13 protein-coding genes are annotated in these 17,789 nt (G+C 54.5%); all 13 read left to right on the forward strand.

Annotation, left to right across the window (positions count from 1 at the left end; genetic code table 11):
• The 13 genes from ACOYXH_RS08910 to ACOYXH_RS08970 all read left to right on the forward strand — a co-directional run bounded on the left by ACOYXH_RS08910 (window position 1) and on the right by ACOYXH_RS08970 (window position 17,789).
• Window positions 1–9,141, forward strand: a complete 9,141-nt coding sequence (locus ACOYXH_RS08910; protein ID WP_460410531.1) for a two-partner secretion domain-containing protein — start codon at window positions 1–3, stop codon at window positions 9,139–9,141.
• Between the two features lie 5 nt (window positions 9,142–9,146).
• The gene (locus tag ACOYXH_RS08915; RefSeq protein ID WP_460410532.1) at window positions 9,147–10,532 is read left to right on the forward strand and encodes a Hint domain-containing protein; all 1,386 of its coding nucleotides are present in this window, start codon (window positions 9,147–9,149) and stop codon (window positions 10,530–10,532) included.
• A 485-nt stretch (window positions 10,533–11,017) separates the two neighbouring features.
• The gene (locus ACOYXH_RS08920) at window positions 11,018–11,101 is read left to right on the forward strand and encodes a toxin C-terminal domain-containing protein (protein ID WP_460410865.1); all 84 of its coding nucleotides are present in this window, start codon (window positions 11,018–11,020) and stop codon (window positions 11,099–11,101) included.
• A 1-nt stretch (window position 11,102) separates the two neighbouring features.
• Window positions 11,103–11,282 (forward strand): hypothetical protein, encoded by a 180-nt coding sequence (locus ACOYXH_RS08925; protein ID WP_460410533.1) that lies wholly within the window; start codon window positions 11,103–11,105, stop codon window positions 11,280–11,282.
• 205 nt (window positions 11,283–11,487) lie between these two features.
• Window positions 11,488–11,955 carry a hypothetical protein gene (locus tag ACOYXH_RS08930; protein WP_460410534.1) on the forward strand — a complete coding sequence of 156 codons (468 nt, stop codon included), beginning with the start codon at window positions 11,488–11,490 and terminating at the stop codon, window positions 11,953–11,955.
• Between the two features lie 450 nt (window positions 11,956–12,405).
• Window positions 12,406–13,539, forward strand: a complete 1,134-nt coding sequence (locus ACOYXH_RS08935) for a Hint domain-containing protein (protein ID WP_460410535.1) — start codon at window positions 12,406–12,408, stop codon at window positions 13,537–13,539.
• A complete protein-coding gene (locus ACOYXH_RS08940) occupies window positions 13,536–13,859 on the forward strand; it encodes a hypothetical protein (RefSeq protein ID WP_095050060.1) in 324 nt (107 codons plus the stop codon). Before ACOYXH_RS08935 ends, ACOYXH_RS08940 begins: the two co-directional genes overlap by 4 nt.
• Before the next feature lie 97 nt (window positions 13,860–13,956).
• Window positions 13,957–14,136 carry a toxin C-terminal domain-containing protein gene (locus ACOYXH_RS08945; protein WP_371917970.1) on the forward strand — a complete coding sequence of 60 codons (180 nt, stop codon included), beginning with the start codon at window positions 13,957–13,959 and terminating at the stop codon, window positions 14,134–14,136.
• A gap of 1 nt (window position 14,137) precedes the next feature.
• Complete coding sequence (locus tag ACOYXH_RS08950; protein ID WP_095050062.1) at window positions 14,138–14,329, forward strand: hypothetical protein; 192 nt, start codon at window positions 14,138–14,140, stop codon at window positions 14,327–14,329.
• Window positions 14,330–14,755: 426 nt separating this feature from the next.
• Window positions 14,756–15,199: a DUF637 domain-containing protein gene (locus ACOYXH_RS08955; RefSeq protein WP_460410537.1), complete on the forward strand. Its 444-nt coding sequence runs from the start codon at window positions 14,756–14,758 to the stop codon at window positions 15,197–15,199.
• 428 nt (window positions 15,200–15,627) lie between these two features.
• Complete coding sequence (locus ACOYXH_RS08960; protein WP_177409277.1) at window positions 15,628–16,635, forward strand: glycosyltransferase family 2 protein; 1,008 nt, start codon at window positions 15,628–15,630, stop codon at window positions 16,633–16,635.
• A 287-nt stretch (window positions 16,636–16,922) separates the two neighbouring features.
• Entirely contained in the window at window positions 16,923–17,456 is a 534-nt protein-coding gene (locus ACOYXH_RS08965; RefSeq protein ID WP_141231875.1) for a hypothetical protein, read from the forward strand.
• 54 nt (window positions 17,457–17,510) lie between these two features.
• Complete coding sequence (locus tag ACOYXH_RS08970; protein WP_460410866.1) at window positions 17,511–17,789, forward strand: cytidine deaminase-like fold-containing protein; 279 nt, start codon at window positions 17,511–17,513, stop codon at window positions 17,787–17,789.

Below are 17,789 nucleotides of genomic sequence, written 5' to 3' on the forward strand. Positions count from 1 at the left end.
ATGGACATTCGTCAACTGGCCCCTCTGGCCAGCCAGCCTGCTGCTGCCGAAAAAAACCGCGAACTCTTCCTCGGCATGCCGAAACGCGGGCTGGCGTTTCTGTTGGCGAACGTCATGTTCTGGCAACCGATGTGGGCGCAGGCTGACGGCATTGTCGTCGCCAATCCGAATACCTCGCTGGATCGCGCCGGCAATGGCGTACCGATCATCAATATCGCCACGCCCAATGCCAGCGGCCTGTCGCACAACCAGTTCCACGATTACAACGTCGGTGCGCAGGGGCTGATCCTCAACAACGGCTCGACGCAGAATAATCTGACCCAGCTGGGCGGGCACATCATCGACAACCCGAACCTGAAAAACAGCGGTTCGGCACAGGCGATTCTCAACGAAGTCATCAGCGGTAACCCGAGCCAGTTGCGCGGTTACACCGAAGTGGCGGGGCAGTCGGCGCGGGTCATTGTCGCCAACCCTTACGGCATCACGTGCAACGGTTGCGGTTTCATCAACTCGCCGCGTGTGACGTTGACTACCGGTAAACCGGTGCTCGACAACGGTCGGCTGGATCGTTTTCAGGTCGATCAGGGCTCGGTGGCCATCGAAGGCGCGGGCCTTAACGCGACCAACGTCGACCGCTTTGAAATCATCACCCGCAGCGCAAAGATCAACGCGCAACTGCAGGCGCAGAACCTGACCATCGTTGCCGGTCGCAATGACGTCAACGCACAAACCCTCGATGCCACGGCCCGCGCCGATGACGGCAGCAGCAAACCGCAATTGGCCATCGACTCCTCGGCGCTGGGCGGCATGTACGCCGGGGCGATCAAACTGGTCGGTACCGAGGCCGGTGTCGGCGTGAAACTTGACGGCAAGCTGATTGCCAGCGGTGGTGACATCCAGCTCGACGCCAACGGCCAGTTGAGCCTCGCAGAAACCTCGGCCACTGGCGCCGTCAACGTCGAGGCTGCCAGCCTCGATACCCAAAGCGCGATCTATGCAGGCACCGCGCTCAATGTGCAGACTCAAGGCAACCTGACCAACCGCCAATCCCTCGCCGCCCGCGACAGCATCACCCTCAGCGCTGGTGGTCGACTGACGAACGCCGGCACCATCGAAGCGGGCGTCAACGCCGACGGCAGCCGCAATGCCAGCGGCGATCTGAGCCTGACCGCACAGAACCTCGACAACACCGGCAAGAGCTTGCTGGCCAGCCGCAATCTGACGGTCAACGCCGCCACCCTGAACAACCAGAACGGTACGCTCAACGCCAAAGCCATTGCCATCGGCGGCGGTGCTCTGGACAACCGCAACGGCCGGATGCTCGGCGATCTGGGCCTGAACATCGATCTCAGCGCGGCGCTGGACAACCGTGGCGGCGTGCTCGGTTCCGGTGCAATGGTCAATCTCAAAGCGGCCAGTCTCGATAACCGCGATGCCGGTTCATTGATCAGCGATAGCGGGCTGACGGTGCGCGTCGATGGCTTGCTCGACAACCGCGACAAAGGTGCGATCACCGCCAAAGGTGCAACAAGCGTTTCCGCCGGCACACTGTTCAACCAGGCAGGCTTGATCAGCGGCCGCAATGCGTTGCAGCTGACCGCCGACCAGACCCTGGATAACCAGCTCGGTACGGTGATTGCCGACGGCCAACTCACGCTCACCGCCAAGTCTTTGGACAACCGCAGCGGCAACCTCGTCGGCAAGTCGGATGTCAGCGTTCAGGCGCAAAACGTCAACAACCAGAAAGGCAAGTTGATCGCCACCGGCGTGCTCAAACTCAACGCCGATCAACTCGATAACCGTCAGAATGGTCTGCTCGGTTCGACCAGCGCCATGACCCTGACGGTCGCTGAGCTGGATAATCGCGGTGGCGAAATCAGCACCAACAGCGACCTGCTGCTCACCGGCAAAAAACTCGACAACAGCGATGGCGGCAAGGTTTTCGCCAGCAAGTCAGCGACGCTGACGGTTGATCAAGTGCTCAACCGCAACAAGGGCCTGATCGATGCGGCCACGCGGTTCACACTGCACGGGCGCACGCTGGCCAACAACGGCGGGGAATTGCGCAGCCAGCAAGCCATGCAATTGACCGTCGACGATGCTTTCGATAACGCTCAGGGCAAAGTCAGCAGTGAAGCGACGCTGACAGTCAACGCCGCGCAGCTGATCAACAATCTGGGCATCTTCTCCAGTGCCGCTGATTTGAAGCTCGTCAGCCGTGGTGGCCTCGATAACCTGGGCGGCAAGATTGTCACCGACGGTGCGCTCGTCATTGACAGCGGCAGCCTCGACAACCGTCAGCAGGGCACGCTCAGCGGTAAAGGTGCGGTCACCGTCACCACCGGCGCATTCGATAACAGCGAGGGCTTGCTCAGCAGTGCCGACACCCTGGACCTCGTCGCCGGGCAAGTCACCAACAATGGTGCTGGCAGTATCGGCAGTCAGGGCGCGCTGACGGCGTCGGTCAAAGGACTCGATCAACAGGGCGGCAAGCTGTTCAGCAACACGCGCCTGAGCCTGGATCTGAATCATGGTCAACTGAACAACGGTGGTTCGATCAACACTCCCGGCGCGCTGCTGCTCAAGCAACTCAACGGCGTCAACAACCAGGGCGGGACGATCTCCAGCGCGGAAGCGTTCACACTGACCGCGCAAAATCTTGATAACAGCGACGGCAGTCTCTTGAGTAATCAGGGGCTGACCCTGCGCATCGCGGCGGCGCTGGATAACGTCAAAGGCATGATCGGCGCGGCAGCCATCGATGCCCGCGCGGGGAATGTGAACAACAGCGGCGGCAGCTTGATCAGCCGTGGTGATCTTGAGCTGAATGTCGACGGCCAGTTGCGCAACGACGGCAAAGGCTTGATCAACAGCAAGGGCAATCTGACGCTGACTGCGACGGGGCTCGACTCGAGCAACGGGGGCGAAGTTTCCGCTGATGGCGACATTAACCTGGCGCTGACCTCGCTGACTCAAAACGGCGGACGACTGCTGGGTGAAAAATCGGTCACGGTGGATCTGGCCAATGGCGACCTCGACAACCAGAACGGTCTGCTCACTGCCAAAGGTCCGCTGGCCCTCAAGCGCCTGCGCGATCTGAATAACCAGAACGGCGAAGTCTCCAGCAACTTCGGTTTTGCCTTGATCGGCCGAGCGATGAATAACAGCGCCGGCAAAATCATCAGCGGTGAAAAACTGTTGGTGCGCGGCACGGATTTGATCAACCAGAAAGGTCTGCTTTCCGGCTGGCAAGCGTTGGCGGTGAACGGCAACAGCCTCGACAACCGCGACGGTGGCACATTATCGAGCAAGTACGCCGATGTCAGCGTTGATCTCAGCGGCAAGCTGCTCAACGGCGGCGCGGGCGCGGTGGTCGCACAGGGCAATCTGAGCATCAACGCCGGCAGTCTCGATAACAGCGACAAGGGCAACCTCAGCAGTGGAGCAGGGCAGACCCTGACGCTGGCCGGTACGCTCGATAACCATCAGGGTGGCCTGATTGCCAGCGGTGCGGCGCTGGATATCGTCAGCACCGCGTTCAGCAATATCGGCGGCGCTATCAATGCGCAGCAGGTCATCAATGCCACGGTTTCAAGCCTCGACAACAGCGGCGGACAGATCGCCAGCAACGATGCGATCACCCTCAACCTGAGCGGTGACCTGAACAACAACGCCGGCAAACTTGCGGCTACCGGCCCGCTGCTGATCAAGGGCGTAACCGATCTGCACAACCAGAACGGTGAGCTCGCCAGCCAGAAAAATCTCGACCTGCGCACCGGTTCGCTGGACAACAGCAACAAGGGCACCATTGCCGCCAATGACCAGTTGCTGATCAGCGCCACGGGCGCCGTCAGCAACCAGGCCGATGGCCTGATCTACAGCAAGAGTGCCGATGTTCAACTGCACGCGGCCAGGCTGCTCAACGGCAAAGGCGCGATCCAGAGCGACAGTGCGCTGACCCTGGAGATCAGCGGCGACTTCGATAATCAGAGCGGCAAAGTCATTGCCCAGAACGGTGATGTACTGATCACAGCCGCCAACATCGATAACCGTGGCGGCACGCTCTCGAGCATCAAGGGTGCTTTGGAGGCGCGCACGGTTGGTGTTCTGCGCAATGGTTTGGACCTGAACAACAACCGTCAGGGCGGCATCATTCAAGCGCAGAGCCTGAAGCTGTCGGCATTGGCTGGCCTGAACAACAACGGTGGTCGGATCTCGGCGCAAGCGGCAGACAGCAGCATCACCACGGCTGCGCTGACTAACGGCAGTGGCGTGCTTTACGCGAAAAAGCTGTTGGGCGTCACTGGCGCAAGCCTCGACAACAGCGGCGGGCAGATCGCCGCCGAGCGCATCGATTTCAGCCTCAGTGGTGCGCTAAGCAATGGCGCGGGCGTCATCGAAAGCGACACACAACTGAGCGTTAAAGCGGGAACGCTCGATAACCAGAACGGGCGCCTGCGCTCGCTGGGCGTCACCGGCAAGACCGAATTTCAGATTGCAGATTTGCTCGACAATCGCAATGGCGTACTCGAAACCGCTAACACTGACCTGACCCTGGCGGTCGGCAGCTTCCTCAACAGCGGCGGGCAGCTCAACCACGTTGGGCGCGGCAAGTTCGATATCTCCACAGCCAATGTGCTGGGCGCGGGTGGCAGCATCGTCACCGGCGGCCTGCTGGAACTCAATGCCGATAGCTGGAACAACACCAGCGCGATTCAGGCCGGTCGCCTGAACGTGAACGTGCGCGAATTCAGCCAGAGCGCCAGCGGCAAACTGCTGGCTTCGGAGTCTTTGCAGGCCCGGGGCGGCAACTGGACCAACAACGGCTTGATTGCCAGTGATGGCTCCATCGATATGCAGTTGGGCGGAACCTATGCGGGTAGCGGTCGCCTGAGCAGTCAGCGCGGCACCTATCTCTCCGCTGCACAAATGAACCTCAGTGCGGGCGGCAGTTTTGCCGCTGGCGCGACGTCGACCATCAGCGTCGGTGGGCAACTGCTCAACGCGGGACGCATCACCTCTAGCGAAGACCTGACCGTCAACGCCGGCAGCGTTGCCAACTACGGCAGCCTCGGGGCGGCGCAGAACCTGTTCATCAACACGCCCACATTGCTCAACGATCGCGGGCTGATTTTCAGCGGCAACAACATGACACTCGGCGTCAGCACGCTGACCAACCAGCACGGCGATTTCTACGGTCTGGGCAATGTGCTGATCGGTGGATATGGCGGCGCGGCAAGGGCTGCCGGGGTTTACAATATTTCCGGTTCGATGGAGAGCGTGAAGGATTTCACGCTGAACGCCGATGTGTTCGAGAACCGTACGGAAGGCCCGTCGGCGTCGGTCGAGCGCAAGTTGATATCGGGGTTTATCGCGGCTACGTGCGGTGACTGTGTTGGCGGCACGTTCAACAATTTCCTCGCCACGCGCGAGACGTATCAATTTGTCGACAGTGATACCAGTGCTTCTGCCGTGCTTAACATCGGCAAGGATTTTGTTTTCCAGGGCGGCACGTTCCTCAACAGCAAAAGTACTGTGGCGGCGGGTGGCAATATCACCGTTACTGCTGACTCCCTTAAGAACATTGGCGCCAAAAGCGGAGTTATCGACGTTACGCGCCAGTACAACTTTGAAATGGGGACTGGCAGCACGGCAAAGTTCATGGCCGAAGTCGTGATGCCCTATAACCAGCGCAACAATCCCGATTTCCCTTCTGTGTATTACGTGATCGCGCCGCAAGGACTGATTCGCAAAGCCACGGCCACGACAGTGGGCGGCGGCATTGTCATCACCGACGACGAAACCGGTGAAAACGTCGGCAGTCGCAAATATGGCCGAGCCATGTCTGGATTCAGCGCCGGTTTCGAAACCTCCACCCCGTCGCAGTACGACCCCGATAACCTGTTGGCATTGCCGAGCGAACTGGCCCAGTACCAGAAAGGCCTGGCGGTTGAAACGGAAAGTACCAGCGCGGGGCTGCCTGGTGCCGCGACCGGTCGCAACGCAGTCATACAGGCCGCTGGCAACGTCTCGATCAACGCCACCAAGGAAGTGGTAAACGCCGTCATCCACGAGGATTACGGTTCAACCGGTGGCACCAACAAAGTCGCTGATACCAAGGTCGGTAACAGTGACACTGTTGTTGTCCGCATCAACAGCCAACTGCCGCCAGATCTCGCCCAGCAGCAAGTCAATCCGCTGAGCCTGCCAGGCTTCTCCTTGCCCACAGGCGAAAACGGCTTGTTCCGTTTGAGCGGGCAGGGCAGTAGCGCTGCATCGGCTGGTAACGGGCCAGCGCCGACCTGGACGGTGGGCAATGAAGCGATCAGCGCTCAGGATCATTTGGCCGTCGCCACCAGTGGCGGTGCGCGCAATCTGTTTGTCGACGCCCCGGCTCAGGTTTCCGACGGCACTCGTGCGGTCGATACGTTCCATCGAACCTCAAGCACTGGCGATGACACCCGTCCGGTCACCCGCGTTACCGGCCTGCCGGACACCAAGGCACCGTCCAACCCACACAAATACCTGATCGAAACCAACCCGGTACTCACCGACCTCAAGTCGTTCATGAGCTCCGATTACCTGCTGGCCAAACTCGGCTACAACCCCGACCAGAGCGCCAAACGTCTGGGCGATGGCCTCTATGAACAGCGTCTGATCCAGCAAGCCGTGACCGCCCGCACCGGTCAGGCTTTCCTCGACGGCCAGACCTCCAACGAGGGCATGTTCAAGTACCTGATGAACAACGCCATCGCCAGCAAGGACGCGCTCAACCTGTCGGTCGGCGTCGGCCTCACGTCGCAGCAAGTCGCCGCGCTGACGCACGACATCGTCTGGCTCGAAGAGCATGAAGTGAATGGCGAAAAAGTGCTGGTGCCGGTGGTTTATCTGGCGCAAGCCAATGGCCGTTTGGGCCCGACCGGGGCGTTGATTGCCGGTAATGATGTGACGCTGATTGCCGGGGAAAACCTCGATAACGTCGGCACGCTCAAGGCCACCAACAACCTGTCCGCCACAGCGGGCAAGGATCTGATCAACAGCGGTTCGGTCGAGGCGGGTAATCGGCTGGATCTGTTGGCGACCAACAACATCGTCAACAAGGCCGGCGGCATCATCGCCGGACGCGATGTCAGCCTGACCACGCGCACGGGTGATGTGATCAACGAACGGACCATCACCTCGATGGACGACAAGTACGGCACCGTCACCCGGCATCAGGACTTTGCCGATAACGCAGCCCGTATCGAGGCGGCCAATGACCTGACTGTCAAAGCGGCCAACGACATCAACGTCATCGGCGGCGTCCTGAAAAGCGGTCAGGACATGACGTTGAATGCTGGACGTGATGTCAATGTCGCCTCCGTGCAGGTCAATGACAGCGTTTCGTTGGGTTCAAGGGCAAGTAGCAGTGATATCACTCAACTGGCCGCCGATATCGATGCCGGACGTGACTTCAAGGCCGAGGCCAAGCGCGACATCAATGTGATTGCCAGTGAGATCGATGCCAAGCGTGATGTGTCGATGAAGGCTGCCGAGAATCTGGTGATCAGCTCGGCGGCGGATGAAGAACACTCTAAATCCAAGAATAAGAAAGAGAAGCGCCAGGAGGATCATGTCACTCAGGTTATGTCCGGTGTTACCGCGGGTGGCGACGTCAAACTCGATGCGGGCAAAGACCTCAGTGTGATTTCCAGCCGCGTGACTGCGGGTGATGAAGCCTACCTGGTTGCGGGAGACCGCCTAGAACTCCTGGCCGCGCAAGATACGGATTACTCGCTGTATGACATGAAGAAAAAGGGCAGCTTCGGCAAGCTGAAGATGCAACACGACGAAGTGACCGACATTAAGCACGTCGGCTCCGAAATCAAGGCCGGTGGCAATCTGACGCTGTCGAGCAAGGGCGATCAGTTGTATCAGGTTGCCAAGCTGGACAGCGGTAACAACATCACACTGGACAGTGGCGGGTCGATTACTTTTCAGGGGGTCAAGGACCTCCATGATGAAAACCATACCAAGACCAACAACAGCGCTGGCTGGGTGTCCTCCAAAGGTCGCGGCAATACCGACGAGACCTTGCGCCAAACCCAGATGATCGCCAAGGGCAATATCGTTATCAAGGCAGTCGACGGCCTGAAAATCGATATCAAGGATGTGAATCAGCAGTCCGTCAGCCAGACCATCGACGCTATGGTCAAGGCGGATCCGCAGCTGGCCTGGTTGAAAGATGCCGAGGCCCGGGGGGACGTGGATTGGCAGCGGGTGAAGGAGATTCACGAGTCTTTCAAATACGAGAACTCGGGACTGGGCCCGGCAGCACAAATCGCAATCGCCATCATGATGTCCTTCGTGATGGGGCCGGCAGGGCTGGGCCTGGTCGGCGGTGGCTTCGGTGGGGCAGTCGCCACAAGTCTGGCAACCACGGGCGTTACCAGCACCATTAATAACAAGGGTGATCTCGGGGCCGCTTTCAAGGAGACCTTCAGTGCCGGGAGCTTGAAAAATGCGGCTATTGCAGGGTTTACGGCGGGCATGCTCGATTATGCAGATACTAACTGGTTTGCGGCTGGTGGCAGTAAAACCGCAAATATCCTGACCAGCAGCAATATTACTGATGTCGCCATCCGCACGACGGGGCGCGCGATTATCTCCGGCGGTATTTCCACCACCATTGGTGGCGGTAACTTTGGTGACAACTTTGGAGCGGCGTTGCTGGGTGAGGCGAGCAGTGTCGCCATGGCGACCGGGTTCAACTTTGTTGGCGATCGAACAATCAAATTCCCGGAAGGCGGCGTAGTAAAAGTTGTCGCACATGCGCTGATGGGGGGCTTGCTTTCCGAGGCGATGGGTGGGGATTTTGCTACCGGTGCGGCAGCTGCCGGGCTGAACGAAGCGGCGATGAACGTCCTTGTGAAGTTCGCAGGCGGCAATGATCAGTTGCACTTGATGATGTCGCAGCTAACCGGGCTCGTTGCTGCCGCAGCGGTGGATGGTGATCTCCAGCAAGGTGCAAATATTGCGAGGAATGCCACTCAGTACAACTGGTTGCTACATAGAGAAGTTGTAGCTGCGGACAAAGCGCGTGCAGCTTGTGGTTCGGGAGAGGGGCTCAAGCGTGTCAGGACAATATCACTCGGGCGGTAGCCGCATTGGATGGCGAAAGACAGCGTGAAATGGAGGAGTTTGGGCGTAAGACCCAGCTACAAGCACTAGAAGAAGGGGGGACGCGCGAGCAATACAATGCAGCCATGGCGAGTTATTTTTCCGGCATTGACCCAAGGGAGCTTACAACGGTTTATCCTCCTTCGATGGACCCTGGATTTCTGGCCAGAGAAGCGGGGATTCGCGTTGGTAACGACGCTGTTGCTCTGCCAGGTGAGGCAGTTAGGGCAGCGGAATCGATCTGGAAGGCAGTGTCATCACCTTTAGACACGATTGGTGCAATCGCTGGGGGCATAGGTGGGTTAGCGTTGGGGTTCAAAGACTGGATTACCAGTCCGATCCCGTCGCATACGCTGGAAAAACAGTTTGATAAAGTAGCGACCGCGTCCGCCCAAGAGTTGGGCGGTATGGCTTTCGATGCGGCCACCGGGCTTATCACCGCCTATATTGGGGGCAGAGCCGTTGAATGGGTTGGTGAGAAGTGGGTTAGTGCAAAAGGCACCGCGGGAACCCCAGTAACGAAGGGGCCTTGCTGCTTTGCTGCGGGTACGAAAGTTTCTACACCGCAAGGCGACCGCGTTATTGAGTCGCTCAAGGTGGGAGATGTTGTCTGGAGCAAGCCTGAGAAAGGGGGCAAGCCGTTCGCTGCAGCCATTCTGGCAACGCATCAGCGCTCGGATCAGCCGATCTACCGCCTCAAGCTCAAAAGTGTTCGTGGCGCTGGCGCAGCGGAAGGCGAAACCCTGCTGGTTACGCCGAGCCACCCCTTCTATGTACCCGCCAAACATGACTTCATTCCTGTCAAAGATCTGGAGCCGGGTGATCTACTACAGTCACTGGCTGATGGCGACACCGAAAACACCTCGTCCGAAGTCGAATCGCTAGAGCTGTACCTGCCCGAGGGCAAAACATACAATCTGACGGTCGATGTGGGGCATACGTTCTACGTTGGCGAACTCAAGACCTGGGTACACAACACTGGGCCTTGTGATTTGCCTCCGGATTATTTTGCGGGTGGTGCAAAAGGTAGCTCCGGGGCTGAGAGCGCTATCAATCAAGGCAGACTCAACTCTCAGCTCTTAGCTGAAGAGGTCGCAAGTGGACATGCTTTCCAGAAACATGTAGTTGAGCGGCAGGAGTTCGCTGATCTTGGTATCAGTACAAAAAACCAGTTTCAGAATTTTGTTGAGAACATCGTTTCTAACCCTGCGATCGATCGTCGCCAATCCGTTGATGGAACGATGTACTATCTCGATAGCTCAACTAAGACTATTGTAATTCGAGGGCAGAGAGGTGAGGCTACCGCGTTCAGGCCTGACCAGGGCGGTGTCGGTTGGGATAACTACATTAAATCTCAGGTCCCCAAAAGATGAATGAGCCAGTTAATGAACAAGATTATATTAGTTTGAAAATCACACCAAGAGAGCTTAGATATTTTGTGTCGTGCGGATTGGCTCTAATTCAAAATGTTCCAGATGAGTCTCTATCGACATATTGCGGCCTAAGTAAAAATGAGATCATTGAGGTTTCTCTGCGACTGAGGGAGGTCGCTGACAAATTAGGCGTTGATATGTAATTTTGTGGGAGGGTAAGCCAGTTAGGATAAATGGGGACAGACCCTGAGAAATCCCCGATTTTTCTTACGATAAATCAAGAAGTTAGTAATTGAAGAGGCCTGCATGGGTCGGCAGCTTGTATTGCACCAAATAAATGGGGACAGACCACGTTTAGAAAGCGCTCTGAAAGCGTGGTTTGTCCCCTTTTTACCTTATTTAGGATGAATGGGGACAGACCACATTTAGAAAGCGCTCTGAAAACGGGGTCTGTCCCCTTTTTACCCAATGGTGATGCTTGGAAGATGGCAAATTCAGTTAAGGCTCTTGGTCGTAAAGAGAAACGATCAGGAACCTACGATGCAAACTTAAATCGCATTGGAGATTGATATGAACGATAAAAAAACTCCCGACTGGGTTGGTCGGGGGAAAACCATTAAGCAACTTGTCGCTGAGTTGCAATCTTTCGAAAATCAAAATTTGTTGGTTGAAATATCAACTGATGATGGTGTAACCAAAAAGCCGATTAGCTTGGTTGTGAAGTCTGGTGATACCTGCGTATTAGGGTAAATGGGGACAGACCACGTTTAGAAAGCGCTCTGAAAACGTGGTCTGTCCCCTTTTTACGTGAAATTACCCGTGCCCCCGGAAACTTTGTGCCTGTCACGACGGATAAAGGCCATACCTTCCTTGAAAAAAGGCTGGCGGATGGTCGAGGCGTAAGATTGAATATGGACGGCACATTCAAAGGGTTCGTTGATTGAAGGAGGGCACCATGGCTGGGCTATTAGAAATCGTATTTGAGAACGTCAAGCAGAATGTGGTGTTGCCGTTGTTAGAAACGGTTATTGCTAATGCGGCCTCAGTAGTTAGTGCTGAGTGTTCCGAGGTTTTTTCAGTCTGGAATAATGGGAAACTTGAGCTTGATGCAGTCGACGCTGCTCTTGGTTTCAATGGCGCAGTGAGTGTACTTATCAATGTTCGAGGTCTGAAGTTTATAGATGTGAGCGTAAACTCGGCACTCATTCGAATTCTTAAGTATCAAGGTGGTTTTGATCTTGATATTAGTTTTGATGAGGATGATGACGGGTTGGCGGATGTCGATGGTGTTGGTGCTTTTTTTGCGTTCTCGAAGGAAGTGGCCAAGAAATTCGAGTTTGGTAATTGCTACTTTGGAATGGAGCCAGCCTCGGATGAGAGTACACGGTTTTTCACCAATGACGTGTTGGGGCCGCTGAAGTAAAGGGGGACAAATGGAGACAGACGACGTTAAAAAAATGTGGCCTGTCCCCATTTCTCCAGAATTTATTGAGCCGAATGCAACGTTCGGCTGGCAGCCAATTGGGCTCAGGCATCGTGAAGCACGAGTCTCATCCATTAATTGACGCCAGAATTATGCCGCTCTACAATAGTGCCACTATATTGATATCACCGCTTCGTCGCGCCTAGCCTGCCTGCCGTCGACGTGACATTCGCTTATTTCCTCTACGATCGCATCCGCTGACATCGTCTGCCTTGCCGGTCGGTTTTGGGAAAAATGGGGACAGACCACGTTTAGAAAGCACTCTGAAAACGTGGTCTGTCCCCGTTTTCCATGTCCCCTTTTTCTCAGACAGCGGAATCGATCTGGAAGGCAGTGTCATCACCTTTAGACACGATTGGTGCAATCGCTGGGGGCATAGGTGGGTTAGCGGTGGGGTTCAAAGACTGGATTACCAGTCCGATCCCGTCGCATACGCTGGAAAAACAGTTTGATAAAGTAGCGACCGCGTCCGCCCAAGAGTTGGGCGGTATTGCTTTCGATGCGGCCACCGGGCTTGTCACCGCCTATATTGGGGGCAGAGCCGTTGAATGGGTTGGTGAGAAGTGGGTTAGTGCAAAAGGCACCGCGGGAACCCCAGTAACGAAGGGGCCTTGCTGCTTTGCTGCGGGTACGAAAGTTTCTACACCGCAAGGCGACCGCGTTATTGAGTCGCTCAAGGTGGGAGATGTTGTCTGGAGCAAGCCTGAGAAAGGGGGCAAGCCGTTCGCTGCAGCCATTCTGGCAACGCATCAGCGCTCGGATCAGCCGATCTACCGCCTCAAGCTCAAAAGTGTTCGTGGCGCTGGCGCAGCGGAAGGCGAAACCCTGCTGGTTACGCCGAGCCACCCCTTCTATGTACCCGCCAAACATGACTTCATTCCTGTCAAAGATCTGGAGCCGGGTGATCTACTACAGTCACTGGCTGATGGCGACACCGAAAACACCTCGTCCGAAGTCGAATCGCTAGAGCTGTACCTGCCCGAGGGCAAAACATACAATCTGACGGTCGATGTGGGGCATACGTTCTACGTTGGCGAGCTCAAGACCTGGGTACACAACACCGGGCCTTGTGATTTGCCTCCGGATTATTTTGCGGGTGGTGCAAAAGGGGCTGTAATCCCAAAAGGTTTTTCAAGTGCAGATGATTTCGTTCGCTTTGGCACAAATACGCGAGATGGTTTGGCACGTGCTGGCTATGAAAATGTAGAGCCAATTCTTCAAGGAAGTGCCGTAACAGGTAAAAGCTTTAAAACTGGGGAGGCATTTGACGTTGGCAGGGTGAGTGACTTCGATGTTGCGCTGGCAAGTCCAGAACTTTTGCAACGCGCTCAATCCTTAGGAATAGGTTTGAGGAGTGGCGGAACTCGTACGGGGCCGTTGAGTGCAAGAGACTTGCAAGCCCTTGGCCTGAAAGATTTGTCGAGTAAGATGAGCGCCCAAGCAGGACGCGAAGTTAATTTTATGATCTATGACTCTGCGGTAACAGCCGCAAGTCGTGCTCCGAGTGCGGTGTTACCGAAATGACTATTGTGTATGATCTCTATGGTGCGGAAAAATCATGTCTTCTGTCGGCGAGAAGTGATGTGGAAAGAGCGCTGGGAGAGATTTTTGAGGAAAGGGATAGCTCTTATCAAGGTGGTATTTACTATATGTGGGGTAGGAGTGATTCAGAGAATTTTGTTTTAAAATTGAATATTGATCCTTTGGACGGCGATCCAGTAGAGCAGAACTACGCTAGCTATAAAGTCTTGCTCTATGTAAACGCTACAAATCGTTCAGCTGATATAGAAAAAGTGATTAGCCAAGGTGGTGGCTTTAAGTTGCTGAGGCATGAGGTTTTTTAAAGAACACCAAGGCTAGTCGGTGCAAAAGGCGCAGGTACATCCTTAGAGCGAGGTCTTGCCTATGACAACCCATCAAACCTTGTCCAAAATCGTGTAAGTGAAATTCAGTGGAATAAATGGGAACAGACCACGTTTAGAAAGCACTCTGAAAGCGTGGTTTGTCCCCTTTTTACCCAATGGTGATGCTTGGGAGATGGCAAATTCAGTTAAGGCTCTTGGTCGTAAAGAGACACGATCAGGAACCTACGATGCAAACTTAAATCGCATTGGAGATTGATATGAACGATAAAAAAACTCCCGACTGGGTTGGTCGGGGGAAAACTATTAAGCAACTTGTCGCTGAGTTGCAATCTTTCGAAAATCAAAATTTGTTGGTTGAAATATCAACTGATGATGGTGTAACCAAAAAGCCGATTAGCTTGGTTGTGAAGTCTGGTGATACCTGCGTATTAGTAAATTGCGAGCAGTAAAGGGGGGCAGATTTATTTGCCTAGTCCTTCTGGAAGAAAAAATAAGCTGTTCATTGGTCTTTGAATGTCCGGTTGAGTCGGCTGACTGATTGTATGGTTTTGTCTAGAGTACAACAGTGTTTTCGCTCCTTTTGAGATTAAAAATTAACATTTCTCTCCCCAGAGAGGACTATTTTATGCGCTTCTTTGAAATGCCTTTCGCTTGGGTCGAGCTTGGGGGTAAAGGGGGAGAGATCACGTTTAATGTAGTTGACTGCAACAATACGTAAAAATTTGCCGTCATTTGTCCTGTGCGGCCCGCTAAGCTTTCAGTTCGACCAATTGAAAGGATTCATCGATGCCGCGTGATGTAAATGGGGACAGACCACGTTTAGACAGAACTCCGAAAACGTGGTCTGTCCCCGTTTTTCCCGTACATCCCCCGCGTTGACGGAATCCACCAAAGGCGCATTGGCCAGCACCGGAAAAGTTATCGTCGCCGATTCCGGTGGTCTGAGCAGCCTGCAAGGTATCGCGCATTTTACCGAAAACCAGTTGTTGCAAAACTCCACCTCCGCGTTGCTCAACAAAGCCCTGGGCCGTGAAGGCAGCTTGGGTGATGCCGTGCAAAAAAGCCTGGTGAATGCGTTTACCGCCTATGGTTTCAACCTGGTGGGTGATATCGGAGTGAGCAACCACGTGAAGGACGGTGGTTTGGAGAAGATAGGCCTGCATGCGCTGATGGGGGGCTTGAGCTCACTGGCCGCGGGTGGGGACTTCAAAACGGGCGCCTTGGCAGCCGGAGTCAACGTGGCGGATAAATGGGGACAGAACACGTTTAGAAAACATTCCGAAAACGTGGTCTGTCCCCTTTTTACCGCGCCAAGATAGACTGATTCATTGGGGAATAAATGGGGACGAATAAAGGGGGCAAACCCTGAGGAATCCCCAATTTCTCTTAAAGAAAATCAAGAAGTTGGAATGTTGAAGAGACCTGCATGAATCGGCAACTTGGTTTGCACCACACAAATACTAGAAACCGAATCCATGCAGCCCATCCGATTTTTACACAGAGCGCTCGCTCAAGCACCACCCTCGATCCATTCTCGCCACCTGACATCACTGATGAGTTGTGTCAGTTCGTTACTGCGGTCGTCTCCCTTTGACGCCTTAACCATCGGCCATTATCATGTGCCATCATATTGGCATCGCTCTGCTTCAGTGCGTTGAAAACGTGCCTTCGTTCACCCTGGGCACGTCAACTTTGCCTCACAAATTCCCGTTTATGGCCTACGCCGTCGTCACAGGTGTTCAACAACGTGTCTGTCCCGAAAATTTCCGTCATCATCCCCACGTACAACGTTGAATCCTACATCGCCGAAACCCTTGATTCGCTGATTAATCAACCCGTGCCTTTGCACGAAATCATCTTGATCAACGATGGCTCGACCGACGGCACGCTTGACGTCATCGCGTCGGGGTTCGGCCATCGTGCGGAAGTCAAAGTCGTCACCCAGGATAATCAGGGCGTTGGTGCTGCACGGCGCAATGGTTTGGCATTGGCGAGCGGGGAGTATGTGTTCTTTTGCGACCCGGACGATGTGGTCAGCCCAGAGATGTTTTCGACGTTGGTGGAGCAGGTGCAGTCCAATGCCGCGCTTGAGTTGTTTTATTTCTCCAAGCGTTCGTACACCGAAGTCAACGGCGAGAAACAGCTGTTGCGGCGTAACACCGCGGCCAGCCGCAATGGTTGGTTCGACGCCGGACGTGACTTGCTCGAGGATCTGATCTTGTCCGGCAAGTATCACGCTGCAACGTGGCAGTACATTTTCAAGCGCTCGGTGTGCGAGCGTTTCGCGGTTCGGTTGGAAGGGCGAGCTCATGAGGATCATGTGTTCAGCATGAACATTTATCTGCACAGCCACGCTACTTTTGCCACCTCGGCGGATTTTTACTTACAACGGGTCAGAAGCGGTTCGCTTACGCAGAGCCATAAAGATGTCGAGTACGTAATGGGAAGTTATGCCGCGTACCGCGACACCCTGGCAGCGTTGAAGAAACACGTTGGGTCGTTCAATGCTGGACGGGACGTTGCGCTGAATTTCATGGAACGCAATGTTGATGCACTGATCACCAAGTGCATCAAGTACGGTGTGCCGTTGCCGCAGCAGATTACTTCGATGACTCGACAGGACAGCCGTGAGTGCGGAGTGGTGGTGCATCCTCGCTGGACGTTGCTGTTTCCGCGTATTGCTCACGGGATGCGCAAACTGCGCTTCAATCTCAAGCAAATGCGCAGGAATCGAAAAAGCCCGGTTCAGGGTTAGTTTTTGACTCATGACCACTGCAAAAAAGGGGCGAATTCAATTCGATGAATTCGCCCCTTTTTTGTGAGCCGCATGACTCCTCTTGATATTGTAGGTCCGCTGTTCTGCCGGAATACTCCCATTAAACCTGGTGTGGGGCTTCGTGAGGGGAACGTGGGTGATATGTGGGACGCAAAAAATGGGATTCGGTTGCAGGGATGTGGTAATCAGGTTAATTTTATGGATAAGACTCCCCGAACTAATCCAGAGCTGTATGAAGTGCATTTCGACTCGGTAAAATCACTCAAATGACAGCATTAATAAGTAAGGTTGTTACGGCTTTAGAAATGGACGATGGGGTCGTTTTTGAGCGATTTGTTAGTTGGGATGGGGCCCGCACCAGTTTTGATGATGTCAGAAAATATATTCTCTATTCGGAAAAGCATAGCGTAATAAATCGTAGGCAGTTTTTGGTTTTAGAGGGGGGAGTTGAGGTTGATATTCCAATGCTTGAAGCGCTGAATATATTACCTGATAGAACTGGGTTTTTAGTGGTTTTTGAAAAGGAACCTTTGAGATTCAGTATTCCAGAAGTACCTTGGTTTTTTAGCTATCCTGATAATGCTGCAGTTTATAATTTTGACGGCTCATTGCGTTTTCAGCTGCATAATACTTATGGTCAAGGCGGGTATATAGGTGCCCTGCACTCTGGTTCGATGCCCGATCATCCAGATAAGCTGGGAGTGCTAATCGGCACAGTTGGTCATGAGCCAGAATGGCTTTATTTGGTTGATCCGAATAGCCCGCAGTTGATTTCTACTGGAAAGTGGATTCGTTATTAGCTGAGAATAAATGGGGGGGCAGACGACGTTTAGAAAGAACTCCAAAAACGTGGTCTGTCCCCGTTTGCCCAAAAGAAAGCTCTCCCGAATGGCAATATGGCTGATGCACATGCAGAAATTGGTGTGATCCAGCAGGCGTTCACTGCAGGGAAAACGGTCGGGGCGAGCATGGAACTCAGGGTATCTGGAAAGGCAGTATGCGGGTTCTGCCGTGGAGACATTGCTGCAATGGCTAACGAGTCTGGCCTGTCCTCTCTTACCATCAAAGAGCTTGCGACAGGTAAAACGCTTTATTGGCGCCCTGGAATGAAATCAGTAAAAGAGGTGAAATAA

The sequence above is a fragment of the Pseudomonas sp. Mb7 genome (assembly GCF_054790525.1).

Coding starts and splice junctions, on each gene's coding strand:
- ACOYXH_RS08910 (WP_460410531.1), top strand. CDS start 1: ATGGACATTCGTCAACTGGCCCCTCTGGCCAGCCAGCCTGCTGCTGCC.
- ACOYXH_RS08920 (WP_460410865.1), top strand. CDS start 11,018: ATGGCAAATTCAGTTAAGGCTCTTGGTCGTAAAGAGAAACGATCAGGA.
- ACOYXH_RS08925 (WP_460410533.1), top strand. CDS start 11,103: ATGAACGATAAAAAAACTCCCGACTGGGTTGGTCGGGGGAAAACCATT.
- ACOYXH_RS08930 (WP_460410534.1), top strand. CDS start 11,488: ATGGCTGGGCTATTAGAAATCGTATTTGAGAACGTCAAGCAGAATGTG.
- ACOYXH_RS08940 (WP_095050060.1), top strand. CDS start 13,536: ATGACTATTGTGTATGATCTCTATGGTGCGGAAAAATCATGTCTTCTG.
- ACOYXH_RS08950 (WP_095050062.1), top strand. CDS start 14,138: ATGAACGATAAAAAAACTCCCGACTGGGTTGGTCGGGGGAAAACTATT.
- ACOYXH_RS08965 (WP_141231875.1), top strand. CDS start 16,923: ATGACAGCATTAATAAGTAAGGTTGTTACGGCTTTAGAAATGGACGAT.